The 12,199-nt window shown below is 73.3% G+C and carries 15 protein-coding genes; 3 read left to right on the top strand and 12 right to left on the bottom strand.

Going from position 1 to position 12,199, the window contains the following annotated elements; all coding sequences use genetic code 11:
- On the top strand, positions 1-274 hold a 274-nt coding region (locus AB0F81_RS10810; protein WP_360194374.1), incomplete at its 5' end, for a hypothetical protein.
- Positions 275-283: 9 nt separating this feature from the next.
- Here the strand turns inward: AB0F81_RS10810 and AB0F81_RS10805 are convergent.
- Both AB0F81_RS10805 and AB0F81_RS10800 read right to left on the bottom strand, forming a co-directional pair.
- Positions 284-1,525 carry an MFS transporter gene (locus AB0F81_RS10805; protein WP_360194372.1) on the bottom strand — a complete coding sequence of 414 codons (1,242 nt, stop codon included), beginning with the start codon at positions 1,523-1,525 and terminating at the stop codon, positions 284-286.
- On the bottom strand, positions 1,522-2,091 hold the full coding sequence (locus AB0F81_RS10800) for a helix-turn-helix domain-containing protein (RefSeq protein ID WP_360194369.1): 570 nt from the start codon (positions 2,089-2,091) through the stop codon (positions 1,522-1,524). Before AB0F81_RS10800 ends, AB0F81_RS10805 begins: the two co-directional genes overlap by 4 nt.
- Positions 2,092-2,180: 89 nt before the next feature.
- Here AB0F81_RS10800 and AB0F81_RS10795 point away from each other — a divergent pair, with 89 nt between their 5' ends.
- Positions 2,181-2,387 carry a hypothetical protein gene (locus tag AB0F81_RS10795; RefSeq protein ID WP_360194366.1) on the top strand — a complete coding sequence of 69 codons (207 nt, stop codon included), beginning with the start codon at positions 2,181-2,183 and terminating at the stop codon, positions 2,385-2,387.
- Between the two features lie 2 nt (positions 2,388-2,389).
- Here AB0F81_RS10795 and AB0F81_RS10790 read toward each other — a convergent pair whose 3' ends face one another.
- Positions 2,390-2,851: a DUF427 domain-containing protein gene (locus AB0F81_RS10790; protein WP_360194363.1), complete on the bottom strand. Its 462-nt coding sequence runs from the start codon at positions 2,849-2,851 to the stop codon at positions 2,390-2,392.
- 83 nt (positions 2,852-2,934) lie between these two features.
- On the opposite strand from AB0F81_RS10790, the gene AB0F81_RS10785 reads away from it, so the two are divergent.
- Complete coding sequence (locus tag AB0F81_RS10785) at positions 2,935-3,597, top strand: Type 1 glutamine amidotransferase-like domain-containing protein (protein ID WP_360194360.1); 663 nt, start codon at positions 2,935-2,937, stop codon at positions 3,595-3,597.
- Between the two features lie 405 nt (positions 3,598-4,002).
- On the opposite strand, the gene AB0F81_RS10780 is transcribed toward AB0F81_RS10785, so the two are convergent.
- From AB0F81_RS10780 to AB0F81_RS10740, 9 genes are all read right to left on the bottom strand, one after another.
- The gene (locus AB0F81_RS10780; RefSeq protein WP_360194357.1) at positions 4,003-4,560 is read right to left on the bottom strand and encodes an AAA family ATPase; all 558 of its coding nucleotides are present in this window, start codon (positions 4,558-4,560) and stop codon (positions 4,003-4,005) included.
- Positions 4,553-4,945 (bottom strand): nuclear transport factor 2 family protein, encoded by a 393-nt coding sequence (locus AB0F81_RS10775; RefSeq protein WP_360194354.1) that lies wholly within the window; start codon positions 4,943-4,945, stop codon positions 4,553-4,555. The genes AB0F81_RS10780 and AB0F81_RS10775 overlap by 8 nt, the downstream gene beginning before the upstream one ends.
- Before the next feature lie 66 nt (positions 4,946-5,011).
- A complete protein-coding gene (locus AB0F81_RS10770) occupies positions 5,012-6,217 on the bottom strand; it encodes a hypothetical protein (RefSeq protein WP_360194351.1) in 1,206 nt (401 codons plus the stop codon).
- A gap of 61 nt (positions 6,218-6,278) precedes the next feature.
- Positions 6,279-7,172: a hypothetical protein gene (locus tag AB0F81_RS10765; protein WP_360194348.1), complete on the bottom strand. Its 894-nt coding sequence runs from the start codon at positions 7,170-7,172 to the stop codon at positions 6,279-6,281.
- Positions 7,169-8,209, bottom strand: a complete 1,041-nt coding sequence (locus tag AB0F81_RS10760; protein ID WP_360194345.1) for a hypothetical protein — start codon at positions 8,207-8,209, stop codon at positions 7,169-7,171. Before AB0F81_RS10760 ends, AB0F81_RS10765 begins: the two co-directional genes overlap by 4 nt.
- A gap of 51 nt (positions 8,210-8,260) precedes the next feature.
- Complete coding sequence (locus AB0F81_RS10755) at positions 8,261-9,148, bottom strand: dioxygenase (RefSeq protein ID WP_360194342.1); 888 nt, start codon at positions 9,146-9,148, stop codon at positions 8,261-8,263.
- Entirely contained in the window at positions 9,145-10,218 is a 1,074-nt protein-coding gene (locus AB0F81_RS10750; RefSeq protein WP_360194339.1) for a maleylacetate reductase, read from the bottom strand. Before AB0F81_RS10750 ends, AB0F81_RS10755 begins: the two co-directional genes overlap by 4 nt.
- A gap of 14 nt (positions 10,219-10,232) precedes the next feature.
- On the bottom strand, positions 10,233-11,255 hold the full coding sequence (locus AB0F81_RS10745; protein ID WP_360194336.1) for a branched-chain amino acid ABC transporter permease: 1,023 nt from the start codon (positions 11,253-11,255) through the stop codon (positions 10,233-10,235).
- Positions 11,252-12,112, bottom strand: coding sequence for a branched-chain amino acid ABC transporter permease (locus tag AB0F81_RS10740; RefSeq protein ID WP_360194333.1), 861 nt, complete (start codon positions 12,110-12,112; stop codon positions 11,252-11,254). Before AB0F81_RS10740 ends, AB0F81_RS10745 begins: the two co-directional genes overlap by 4 nt.
- Positions 12,113-12,199: the final 87 nt, after the last annotated feature.

The raw sequence follows: 12,199 nt of genomic DNA, 5'->3' as shown, positions 1-12,199 counted from the left end.
CACGGTGCCGTGCGCGTCGCGGGCGGCGGCCACCGCCGTCGCCGCCGCCGTGCGGCGCCAGCAGGACGATCTGGCCGCCATGCTGCGCGCCGCCGGCCACCAGGTGCCGCACCCGGGCGTACGGTCACTGCACCGCCACTCCCCCGACCCGGTGATCCGCCAGTGGCACGACCTGGTCGACGTCGACGCCTGCGGGTACGGCGGATACCCCGGTCCGCTGCTCACCGTCGGGGTGGCCGCGATGGCCGACACCTTCGGCCCGGCCATCGTCTGACCCGCGCTCTCACGCCGCGGGCAGTGGCGGCGCGTGGCGAACGGCGGGACTGAGCGCCCCGGCGATCGCGGCGGCCAGCATGATGCCGGCCAGCACCCCGAGCGAGCCGATCGGCCCGATGGCCGTGAGGAGGAACCCGGCGCCGAGGGACGCGATCGGCATGACGCCCCAGGAGACGGTCATGGCGGCGCTGGTCACCCGGCCCAGCAACTCGTTCGGCACCAGGACGCTCGCGTAGGTGTGGATCACGACGTTCCAGAGCGGTCCGACGAACGCGCACGCCGCACCGATCGCGCCGATCTGCAGCGGATGGCTGGTGAGGATCATCAGGGGCAGCAGCGCCGCCCACACCCAGTTGATCCCGACGATCACCGTGCGCGGCGCGAAGTGCCGGTGGAACCGCCCGGCCGCCAGCGCCCCGAGCAGGCCACCCACGCTGTAGAGACCGAGCATGAACCCGACCGTGCCGGCGCTCGCACCCTGCTGCCGGGCCAGCACCACGATCACCAGCACCAGCGCCTGGAAGACCAGGTTGCTGACCGCGATCAGCAGGATCGCCGCGCGGATCAGCGGATGCCGCCAGACGTAGCGCAGCCCGGCGCCCGCCGACCGCCACAGCGGCTCGGCGGCCTGCGCCGCCCCGGTCCGCAGGTCCTTGCGCAGGAAGACCAGCGCACCGGCCGCGGCCAGATAGGAGAGCCCGTCGGCCAGGAACGGCAGCGCCCGGTCGAGCCCGAAGAGCAGGCCACCGAGCGGTGGGCCGGCCAGCGCGGCGCCCCGGCCGCGGGCCTCGTTGTGCGCGATCGCGGTGGCCAGGTCGGCGGCCGGCACGATCACCGGGAGCGCGGCCCGCTCGGCCAGCCCGAAGAACACGAAACAGAGCCCCTGGACGAAGGCGACCGCGCAGAGCAGCCCGATGCTCCACGCCCCCGGCCCGAGCAGACCCGTCCAGAGCGCCAACGGCACGGCGAGCAGCGTCAGGCCGGCGACGATCTCGGCGACGACCATGATCCGGCGGCGGTTCCACCGGTCGACGAGCGGGCCGGCCGGCAGGTTGGCGATCAAATGCGGCAGCGTCCCGGCCGCGCCCACCAGCCCCGCGTCGGCCGCCGACCCGGTCATGGCGAGAACCAGCAGCGGCATCGCGGTGCCGCTGACCGCCGCGCCCAGGTTGGAGACGACCTGGCCGCTCCAGAGCAGCGTGAAGTCCCGGTTGCGCCAGAGCGAGGCCCGCTCGGCGACGGCGGTCACGCCTGCTCCCCCGAGGTCGGGAAGGCGTGGAAGAGCACCGTGATGTGCCGGCTGCCCTCGGCCGCCTCGGCGGGTGCGCGGTTCCACCGTTTCAGCAGCGCCATGTATTCCTCGCCGAACCGCGCCAGCTCCTCAGCGCTCAGCACCGTGCTGCCGAACGAGTGCATGGCCGCGGCGGCGAACTCCCCGTGCGCGTCCCGGTCGGTCAGGTAGCCGATGAGGTCACTCTGCGACCGCTCGAACCACTGCTTGCCGATCTCCTCGGCCGCCGCGGCGATCTCCGGGTCGGCCGATCCCCGCGGCAGGCGCAGATCCTGAGCCACCGCCTTCCAGTATTTCCGGCGCCCCGCCGAGCGCTCCCGGTCCTCCTCGATGAAGCCGTATCGGGCGAGCTGGCGCAGGTGATAGCTGGTCGCGCCGCGGTCGGCGCGATAGATCTCGGCCAGCTCGGCGGAGGTCGCCGAACCATGCCGCTGCAGGCGGCTCAGCATCTGCTGGCGCAGGGGGTGGGCGAGCGCTTTGAGCGCGTCCACATCGGTCAGGAGGCGGGGCTGCATCTCCGGCATGATGAGAAGATATCAATGCAAAGACTTCTTCTCAATACGCCGTCGACCGCGTAGGCCCGCCAGCGGCCGCTAGTCCCCTGCCGGCCGGCGTGCGCTCCCTGTCGCCGTCCGGGTTCGCCTACGCCGACCGCACGGTCCTGTTCGTGCAGACGTGGCAGAACTGGCGGGCCGAGTCCGGAACCGGTCTCGCCTATTTCGCCGGCCCACCTGCCGCGGGGACGCGAATCACCACCGCCTCAGGCGACTTCGGACACCCGCAACGGGAGGTGGGCGACGGCTGGTGGGGGGTGGAGTGACGTCACCAGCCGCTCGTGCCGGGGCCGCCCTTGAACGGGCCGGTGATGCCGGCGGTGATCCAGCCGCCGTAGAAGTCGCCCTCCTGCGGGCGGACCAGCTCGCCGGCCACCCGGCATTCGTCCACCCGGCTCGGATAGAAGGCGACGGCTCCGGCGATCTCCGCGTACGCGGGTGAGGGCCGTTCGTAGGACCAGCCGGCCTGCCGCACCCGGGTGTCGCCGACAACCAGGTCCCAGTAGCCGGCCACGCCTTTGAACTCGCAGTAGGACCGGCCCTCGCCGGGCTCCAGCACGCCGTCGGCGATGTCGTCGCGAGGCACGTAGTAGACCGGCGGATGCGAGGTCTCCAGAACGCGCCAGCAGCGGTCGCTGTCGACGATCACCCGCCCCGCGTGCACCACCGTCACCCGGGCACCGGAGCGCTCACAGCGCGGCGGACGCGGGTAGTCCCAGACCGACTCCATCGGCTCAGCTTGCCAGCCCGGCGGTCGCGCCGCTGGCTACGATGTGGCCCGGCATGCACCGTCCGCGCGAGACCGGAGGCACTGTGAAGCTCTTGCTCACCTCAGGCGGCGTCACGAACCCGAGCATCCATGCGGCGCTGGAGCGGCTTCTCGGCAAGCCGGTCGCCGAGTGTTCCGCCCTGCTCATCCCGACCGCGCAGTGGGGACACCCGATGTGCGGCCCGGCCTCGGTGCGCGGTCTGGTGGCCGCCGAGCCGCTGTGGCGGCACTTCTCCGGCCTGGGCTGGGGGTCGCTCGGCGTCCTGGAGCTGACCGCCCTGCCCAGCATCGGCGCGCAGCGGTGGGTCCCCTGGGTCGAGGACGCCGACGTGCTCCTGGTCGACGGCGGCGACGCCACGTACCTGTGTCACTGGATGCGCGAGTCCGGGCTGGCCGATCTGCTGCCGTCGCTGGCCGGCAAGGTCTGGGTGGGTGTGAGCGCCGGCAGCATGGTGCTGACGCCGCGGATCGGCAACTACTTCGTCGAGTGGGCCGGCGCGCCGGACGACCGCACCCTGGGAGTCGTCGACTTCTCGATCTTCCCGCACCTGGACGCGTTCCCCACCAACACCCTGGCGCACGCGGAGCGGTGGGCCGCCGACCTCGGCGTCCCGGCCTACGCCATCGACGAGCAGACGGCCATCCAGGTCGTCGACGGCACCGTCGAGGTCCTCTCCGAAGGAAACTGGACGAAGCTCGGGTCGTAGGCTCCCGCGATGGATCTCTCCCCTGATGTCCAGGCCGTGGTCAGGCGCCGTCTGGCACCCGAGGTCGCCGACAGCTTCCTCGCCCTGGCGCGGCCGTCGGTCGGCTTCACCGGCAACCTGGTCGGCGGCGCGCCGACGGCCCCACCCGTCCACCAGGAAGCGCCGATGCGGCTGCTACCTGTGGGACGAGCTGCGGCCGCTGCTGCCCGAGCCCCGGCATCGACTGCTCGGCTACTGCGACACCGACACGAGCCGGCCGCCGGGGCACCGGCCGCTTCTGCAGGTGGAGGCCGGCCCGGGCACGGCGTGGGGCGAGATCGTCAACGTCTCCCTCTGGATTCCCGGCGCCGACCTGCGTGAGGGCCGGCTCGACCGGGTGCGCCGCTGTTACGAGGTGGCCTGAGATCAGTTCCAGCCCCTGCCGGCCCGGGTCCACGCCTGCGGGTCCACCGGCTGCGGGTCCTGCTCCAGCCAGGCGATGACGCTTTTCGCGTGTTCCTCGGGTGTCCCCGCCGCCGAGTCCACGCGCAGAGCCTCGGCGCAGTAGGGGAACGCCTCCGCGCGCTCGCGTACCAACGCCTCGTCGAGGTCCGTGGCCTGGTCGCGCTGCCGGAATCGGTGCACGGCCTCGCCGGGAGTCACGAAGAACTCGACGACCAGCAGCGGCGCCGCCGAACCCGCCAGCGCCGCCGCCAGACTGGCGCGCTGGTCACGGCGGGCGTAGGTGCACTCCAGCACCACGGTCTCGCCGCGGTCGGTGAACATCCGGGTGAGGAGGTGCGCGGCGTCGTACGCGCGCATGCGGTCGTCGCGGGACCGGTCGGAGTCCGGGAACAGGAGGTCGAACAGGGCGTCCACCTGCAGGTGGATCCGGCCGTGACCGGCGGCGGCCAGGATCTTCCCGGCGGTGCTCTTGCCCGAGCACGGCGGGCCGGAGAGCACGACGACCCCGCGGCTAGGCATTTCCCTCGCCCCCGCCGAACTCCCAGTACGCCCGCAGCGCGGCGATCCGGCCCGCGCCGTCGCTCCGGTAGGTGAAGACGCCACGGACCTGGGTGGAATGCCCACCCGGCAGGGCGATGTGGATGCTGCCGACGTCGGCGACCTCGTCGCCGCACAGGTAGGACCGCTCGATCTCGAAGCGCAGCCCCTCGGTGCGCCCGATCACGGTGTCGTAGAACCGGGCGATGGCCGCGGCGCCGCGATGCCCGCGACCGTCCGGGCAGAGCGGCGACGGACCGACCGGGTCCTCCACCACGGCATCGTCGGCGAACAGCCCGAGCCAGCTCTCGCGGTCCTTCGCGCCGGCCGCCGCCTGCGATCGCCGCGCCAAGTCACGGATGGTCAACGCGCGCCTCCTCCGGATCGCCGCCGAGAATAGAACACGTTCCATCGCAGGACAATCGCGCCGGCGTCAGCGGACGAAGAGCAGGAACAGCCCGGCCCACGTGCATCCGATCATGAACAGCACGAGCGGGAGTTCGTCGGCGAGGACCGCCGGCGGCGGCCGGTCCGGATCAGCGGCCAGGGCCCGGTCGTGCGCGACGACCACACCGAGCACATGTCCGATCAGGATCAGCGCGATCTGGGCCCCGGCGATCACTTGCGGGTCGAGCGCCGGGTCCCAGCTCGCGCCGGCCCCGATCCCCCACTGCTGGACGAGCAGCAGCACGCCACGCGGGCCCTCCACCAGCAGGAGCGAGAGGTAGTGGGCGAGCGTGTACCCGACGGCGATCGGGATCAGCGAGGCGGTCACGTCCAGGCGGCCGGCCGTCCAGCGGACCGCGAGGAACACCAGCGCGCAGAGCACGACCAGGCCGGCGGTGGCCGACAGCACCGGGGAGCCGGCCCACCGCACGACGTCCGCCCACACCGGGGAGGCCGACGCGCTGTCGAAGACCGTCGAACCCCACCAGACAGCGATGAAGGCCGCCACGCCGGCGCCGGCCGGCAGCGGCGCGACGAGGCCGGACAGCGGGGTACGCCAGTGCAGCGGGCTGAGCCGGCCGGCGAGCTCGGAGTACACCTCGAAGCAGTCGCCCCGCGCGAACCAGTCCTCCCCGCGCCACGTCGCCAGGGCCAGTTGCGCGAGGGCGTACCAGGTGAGGAAGACGCCGACCGCGACCGGATCGCCGTGCTGGGGCGCCGCCAGCTCGAACCAGACGAAGCCCAGCAGGAAGGCGGCGGCCGGCCAGGTGCCGGCGGTGCGCTCCGGCGGCAGCGGGCGCAGCCCGCGCGCCGGCAGCCGGAGCAGGGTGAAGATCGTGCGCAGCGGGTTGACCGCGCGCCACACCGGGCCGAGAACGACGCTGAGCGGGATCAGGCCGACCCAGAGCCAGACGAAGAGGGCGTGCGCCGCCGGGTTCTCCGGGCCGCGCGGGCCGAGCACCGCGTTGCCGGCCACGTAGATCGCCAGGGCGAGCACCAGGTAGCGCAGCGCGGCGGGCACCCGCAACGGGCGCGGCTCGGCGGCGATCAGCTTCGGCCGTCGCCACCAGAACGCACTGATCAGGAACGACAGCACGACAGTGGCGGCCCCGGCTTGCAGCACAAGGTCGAGCGGCAGCGGCAGATCCGCCGACTCGCCGACTCCGTGAGCGAGGAGCGTCAGCGTTGTCACCGGTCCCCGAACACGCACGCGGCCCGGCGATCCGGGTTGTTGCCGCGCGTCCCGCTGAGGGTCATGCCTGCTCCTCGGGTACCGCTTCGCGGGCGAGGCCGCGCAGCACACCAGCGCCGGCCACCGCGACGCCGGCGCCGAGGGCCAGGGCGAGCAGCACCAGGACGCGCTCGACGACCGGCGGCCCGGCGAAGGGCAGCACCGCCCGGTGGAAGGAGGTGACATCCGGCAGGACAAAGACCGCCGTCAATGCCGCGCCGCCGCAGACCGCCAGAACGCCGGCCGCCCGGCCGCGCAGTGCGGTCACCGCCCCGCCAATGATCAGGGGCCAGGCCAGCAGGTTGATGCCGGCGGCGCTGAGAAACGTGCCGGCCAGTGGCGCCGACTCCACGGCCAGGGTGGATCCGGCGACGTGCCAGACGGAGGCGGCCGCCGCGACGCTCCCGGCGGCGGCGAGCAGCAGGTCGGCGCGGCGCACCCGCCGCGCCAGCAGGACCAGCGCCAGGCCGGTGAGCGCGGTCGCCGCCCACCACGCGGCCGGGACCGGTGGTTGTTCGCCGGCGAGTTCGCCGGTGATCATGACCGGTGTGCCGTTCACGTCGAGCGGCACCGTCCACGGCACGGTCTCGCCGGCCGCGACGTCCCGGCCGTCCGGGGTGGCCCGCTCGTCGATCCAGGTCAGCTCGGCACCGGGCGCGACCACCGCCGGCGTCGCCGCCCCTCCCCCGGCGCCGACCGTGACCGGCCCGCCGGTGCCGTTGCGCAGCCGGAGCCGGGCCCCGTTCTCGATCGCCACCACGTCGAGGCCGGGTACCGCCGGGCTCACCGCCACGACCCGCCCGCGCGAGTCGGTCGCGGTGAGCCCACCGGCGTGCGCGGACGCGGGCGCGCCGCTGGACAGCAGGGTCCCACCGACGATCGCCGCGAGCAGGACGAGTCGCTGGAGCAGCCTCACTCCGGGAGGTGCTGGACGCTGCGGGCGACGAGCACGGTCGCCACGCCGGTCAGCGCGGTCAGCGTGAGCAGACCGGTGACCATGTGGATGTTGAACCCGGTGCTGCCCGTCTCGATCTTGCCGACCAGCAGCACGGCGCCCCACACGGCGGGCGGGGCGACCAGGCCGAGCAGGACCCAGCGGACGTTGGCGTTCGCCCTGACCAGCGGCGTGACGATCCGCAGCACGGCCTCGACGACGAGGGCCGCGCCGGCCACGGTGAGGGCCGGCCACCAGTCGTCCTCGGAGTCGAACATCAGGTGCATGAGCACCGCGATGACCGCGACCAGCGCGCTGGGCAGGCCGATCGGCAGCGGCCAGCGCCGGCCGATCACCACGAAGGGCAGCAGCAGGAGGATGGTGCTGAACACGTACCCGTGGATCAGCTGGGCGTCCGGCGAGTAGATCGGCACCGGGTCGAGGTCGCTGCCGAGGTGCCGGAAACCGATCGCCGACGCGTGCAGCGAGTAGATGTGCACCGGCAGCACCGAGAAGAGCGTGGAGACTCCGACCAGGGCGGCGCCACCCGCGCTCAGCCGCGCCTGCGGGCCGGCGGCCAGCATCAGCGCCGGGCCCATGGCGACCATCGCCATGCCGAGGATGATGAACTCGTGGCTCGGGCTGACGAAGATCTCCATGTCCCGCTCGATGCCGAACAGGTTGTGCCAGAGGGTGTCCACCCCACCGCCGACGAGCAGGAACGCCATGCCGGCGAGCGGGATGCGCAGCGCGTTCGGCAAGGCCAGCAACGACCGGTACGTCGGCACGCCCGGCAGCCGCGACCGCATGATCCAGAGCAGCGTGAAGCCGGAGGCGGCGATACCGGAGTAGAGCACGCCGTGCCACGGCGTCCAGAAGGTCTCCAGCTCCGGCGTGGTGGCGTGGGCGTAGGCATCCAGCTGCAGCCCGATCACCAGCCAGGCAGCCGCGACCAGCAGCACCCACCGCTCCCGTGCGGTGAACGACTCGGTCCGGGTCCGTTCCACCAATGTCGTCACGTTTCCCCCTTCGTGATCGATCCGGCGAAACGGTAACCTACATCGTCGCGGTTACATGCATCGATCCACCTGGTCAACGGCGAGGACGATGTCGAACCGGGCGCGCGTCCACTCCCCGTCGACCACCCGCCCGTCCGGGGTGGCCGCACCGGCCGGCTGCACCGCGAAATCCTTGATCAGCGACTCCTTCACCCCGAACACACTGTCCCGGTCCAGGTATTCGCAGCCGCGGACGAAGATGTGCGTGACCAGGGTCCGCAGTCCCGGCGCGGTGACCATGAAGTGCAGGTGCGACGCCCGCATCGGCGACCGCCCGGCCGCGGCGAGCAGCTCACCGACCGGCCCGTCGTCGGGGATCGGGTACGGCACCGGCGTGATCCCCCAGAACGCGTACCGCCCGTTCTCGTCGCTGAACAGGTGGGCCCGGGCGGCGACCCGCCCGTCGCCGTACTGGACGTCGTAGAACCCGTCGTCGTCGGCCTCCCAGACCTCGATCCGCGCCCCGGCCACCGGTTTCCCGCCGGTGTCGGTGACCGTGCCCTCCACCCAGCACGGCCGGCCCGGCGCCCCGCCGGCGATGTCCCCGCCGATCGGCACCCGCGGCGACCCCTCGGTGAAGAACGGCCCGACCACGGTCGCCTCGGTGGCGTCCCCGGCCGCCGCGTCGTTGACCGTGATGGTCTGCATGGAGATCCCGAGCACGTCGCTGAGCAGGATGAACTCCTGCCGGTTGGCGTCGGTGACCTCGCCGCACCGGGTGAGGAACCGGATCGCCGCCGCCCATTCCGCCTCGGTCAGCCGGGTCTCCCGGACGAAGGCGTGCAGGTGCCGGGTGAGCGAGGTGAGCAGTTCCTCGAGCCGGGGTGACGAGGCGCCGGTGAAGGACGCCACGACCCGCTGGACCAGCGCCTCCTCCCGGGCGCCCGGTTCGCCGGTCATGCGGCACCACCCGGCGTGTCGCCCGCCCAGGCCGCGCGCAGCAGGGTCTCCAGGACGCGCCGGTCGACCGGCGCGGGATTGGACGGTGGCACACCCGGGAGAATGCGCGCGGCCGCCTCCCCCACCGCGGCCTCGTCGAAGCCGACATCTTTCAGCGCGCGCGGCGCGGCCACCGCGGCCCGCAGCCGCTCCAGCGCGGCGAGCGGCTCACCACCGCCGAAGGCCTCGGCGATGCGCCGGCCCCGATCCGGTACGGCCGGAGCGTTCAGCGCCAGCACGTGGGGCAGGACGATGGCGTGCGTCTCGGCATGCGGAAGCCGGTACGCGCCCCCGAGGACGTGACAGATCTTGTGGTGCAGCCCGGACCCGGCGGACGCGAACGACACCGCCGACAGGTACGCCCCGTAGAGGCACTCGTCGCGTCCCTCCAGCCCGGCCGGGTCGGCGACCACCTTCGGCAGGCCGGAGGCGAACACCCGGATGCCCTCCACGGCGAGCGCCCGGTTGATCGGGTCGCTGCCGGGCGCCCACATCGAGTCGACGCAGTGCGCCAGCGCGTTGAACCCGGACGCCACGGAGAGCCCGACCGGCAGCGACACGGTCAGCGTGGCGTCGTAGACGACCGTCACCGGCAGCACCGACGGGTGCGTCCCGGTCGTCTTCTCCCGCCCCTCGGTGAGCCCCCAGACCGCGGTCGCCTCGCTCCCGGCGTAGGTGGTCGGCACCGCGACGATCGGCACCCGCGCGGTCAACGCGATCGCCTTCGCCAGCCCGACGGTCGACCCGCCGCCCACCGCCACCAGCAGGTCGACGGCAGCGGAGGCGGCCGCTTCCCGGGCCCGTTCGGCCAGCTCGACCGGCACGTGCTGGGCCACCTCGGTCCAGCGCAGCGCGACCGGCAGCCCGGCGGTGACCCGGTCGGCGAGGTGCGACTCGGCCTCGGCGGCGATCAGCATGACGCGGTCCGCGCCGAGCCGGGACACCTCGGCGGCCAGGTGCTTCGCGGCACCGCCGGCCTCCAGGATCACCCGCTGGCCGAGCGTGTCGTGGACGAAGGGGTCAAGTGGCATGGTGGCCTCCGGAGTCAGGTACCCCCATCCGACACCTTCAGCGGCCGGCCACGGAAGAGCCCGGAGCGCAACGCGGGGACCAGCCCCTTCGGCAGGAAGAGCACGCAGACCACCAGCAGCACCGCGTAGACCGCGTAGTTCAGCACGGTCGGCGCGTAGTCCGGCATGCCGGGCTGGGTGCCGAGCGTGTTCAGCAGCTGGACCAGCAGCACGATCACGGTCGCCCCGACGACCGGGCCGGCCACCGTGCCGAGACCGCCGACCACGGCCATCACCACGTACTCGATGGAGAGCAGCACCGGGAACGAGCCCGGCGCGAGATAGCCCAGGTAGAAGGCGTAGACGCCGCCGGCCAGGCCGGCGAAGCCGGCGGAGAGCGCGAAGACGGCCAGCCGGTAGCCGCCGACCGCGACGCCGCTCGCGGCGGCCGCGATCTCGCTGGTCGCGGCGGCGCGCAGGCCGCGACCGGCGCGGGACGAGACCACGTTGCGCGAGATGAGCAGGGCGATCAGAAGAACACCACAGGCCAGGTACGCGTAACCGAGGTCGTCGCGCAGCTCGGCGCCACCGATGGCGAACCGGGGAATCCCCTGCAGGCCGATCGCGCCGCCCGCCCAGTCGGCCTGGGCCAGCAGCGACAGCAGGATCAGCTGCACGGCGAGGGTGGCGAAGGCCAGGTGGTGGCCGCGGAGCCGGAGCAGCGGCGCGCCGAGCAGGACCGCCGCCAGCGCCGCGATCACCGGGGCGGCGAGCAGGCCGAGCAGGGGCGGGACGCCGTGCACCGCCAGCAGGCCCGCCGCGTACGCCCCGATCGCGTAGAAGGAGGCCTGCCCGAGCGAGACCTGCCCCGCGTACCCCATCAGCAGGGAAACCCCGACGGTGACCGCCGCGGCCAGGGTGAGCAGCACGAACGTCGCGAGATGCCGTTCCGGCAGGAACGGCGGCAGGACGAGCAGCAGCGCGACCAGCCCGATGAGCCCCCACCGTCTCATCGGGCCGGAACTCATGGCGCCGGAACTCATCGCGCCGGAGCTCATCGCGCCACCTCCGCGACCGGGCCGGTGCGGGCGGCCTGGACGATCATCACGGTGAGCATCAGCACCAGCGCGACCTCCACCTGGTAGGCACCGCCGCCGTAACCGGCGACCAGGGTCTGCGCGACCCCCAGCAGCAGCCCGCCGGCGAGCGCGACGCCGGGCCGGGTGAGACCGCCGAGGACCGCCGCGGCGAAACCGTTCACGATCAGGGCGACGTCGCTGTCGAACGTCACCTGCTGCACCGGGGTGGTGAGGACCCCGGCGAGGCCGCCGAGCGCGCCGCCGATCGCGAACGCGAGCAGGCCCATCCGGCGCACGTCGATGCCGACGACCTGCGCGGCGTAGCGGTTCGAGGCGCACGCGGAGAGCGCCTTGCCCAGGTCGGTGCGGGCGAAGAACCACGCCATCACGGCGAACACCGGGCCGGTCACCGCGATGATCAGCAGGTAGTGCGCCTGCAGGCGGGCGCCACCCACCTCGGCCACCCTGGGCACGCCCGGGAACGAGCGTGGCTGGTCACCCCAGATCAGGATCTCGATCGCGTACGCCAGGACGCCGAGCCCGAGCGTGACGATCAGTGAGGTGCCGGGACTGGTGCCCGGGCGACCGATCGCCACCACCCCGACCAGAAGGCCGGCGACCGCGCCGAGGACCACCCCGCCGAGTTCCGCGGCGCCGTGCGGTATCCCGGCCCCGAGCAGCGAGGTGGTGAGCATGGCGGCCAGCACCGCGAACGCGCCCTGCGCGAAGTTGACCACGCGGGTGACCCGGTAGATCGCGACCAGGCCGCTGGCGACCAGCGCGAATCCGGCACCGATGCCGAGCCCGGTGATCAGGTAGCCGATCAGGTCGCTCATCGGCCCGCCTCCACGTGCCCGCTCGCGCCGCTCACCGGCCGCCCCACATGCCCGCCCGCGCCGCTCACCGGCCGCCCCACATGCCCG

The organism is Actinoplanes sp. NPDC024001 (assembly GCF_040638955.1).
Taxonomy (GTDB): domain Bacteria; phylum Actinomycetota; class Actinomycetes; order Mycobacteriales; family Micromonosporaceae; genus Actinoplanes.
This window is presented reverse-complemented; position numbering and strand designations above follow the sequence as displayed.